At 48.5% G+C, this 686-nt stretch carries 7 tRNA genes; all 7 read right to left on the bottom strand.

Annotation, left to right across the window (positions count from 1 at the left end):
• Positions 1–24: 24 nt before the first annotated feature.
• Positions 25–98: transfer RNA gene (locus ACEN4I_RS13410), tRNA-Arg, on the bottom strand.
• 6 nt (positions 99–104) lie between these two features.
• A tRNA-Leu gene (locus tag ACEN4I_RS13405) sits at positions 105–193 on the bottom strand.
• Between the two features lie 38 nt (positions 194–231).
• A tRNA-Gly gene (locus ACEN4I_RS13400) sits at positions 232–303 on the bottom strand.
• A 3-nt stretch (positions 304–306) separates the two neighbouring features.
• Positions 307–382 (bottom strand) — tRNA-Thr (locus ACEN4I_RS13395).
• A 29-nt stretch (positions 383–411) separates the two neighbouring features.
• A tRNA-Leu gene (locus ACEN4I_RS13390) sits at positions 412–493 on the bottom strand.
• A gap of 43 nt (positions 494–536) precedes the next feature.
• A tRNA-Lys gene (locus tag ACEN4I_RS13385) sits at positions 537–609 on the bottom strand.
• 1 nt (position 610) lies between these two features.
• Positions 611–686, bottom strand: a tRNA-Val gene (locus tag ACEN4I_RS13380).

Below are 686 nucleotides of genomic sequence, written 5' to 3'. Positions count from 1 at the left end.
TTAGTAAAAACTCTTTAAAAGAGATGCACCCAGCAAGAGTCGAACTTGCAACCGCTTGATTCGTAGTCAAGTACTCTATCCAATTGAGCTATGGGTGCTAATAATGGTGCCGAGGGCCGGAATCGAACCGGCACGGATATCACTATCCGCAGGATTTTAAGTCCTGTGCGTCTACCTGTTCCGCCACCCCGGCTTTAATGAACAAGTTATCATTTTCTAGCATGACTAGAAAGCGGAAAACGGGGTTCGAACCCGCGACCCCCACCTTGGCAAGGTGGTGCTCTACCACTGAGCTATTTCCGCAAATGGTGCCGGCTAAAGGATTTGAACCCTCGACCCTCTGATTACAAATCAGATGCTCTACCAACTGAGCTAAGCCGGCAATTACTTAATGTCAAAAAAAATAAATGATGCGGGTGAAGGGACTTGAACCCCCACGCCTCGCGGCGCTAGATCCTAAATCTAGTGCGTCTGCCAATTCCGCCACACCCGCATTTAGTTTAAGGCAAAACATACTAGTCAACAAGCAACTAGTATGAGTCATGCAGGATTCGAACCTGCGACCCTCTGATTAAAAGTCAGATGCTCTACCAACTGAGCTAATGACTCATGGTGGAGGTTAACGGGCTCGAACCGCTGACCCTCTGCTTGTAAGGCAGATGCTCTCCCAACTGAGCTAAACCTCC

Origin of the sequence: Desemzia sp. FAM 23990 (assembly GCF_045528485.1) — a bacterium.
Lineage (GTDB): Bacteria > Bacillota > Bacilli > Lactobacillales > Carnobacteriaceae > Desemzia.
Note: the sequence above shows the minus strand (reverse complement) of the source record. Positions and strands in the feature narration are given on the sequence as shown.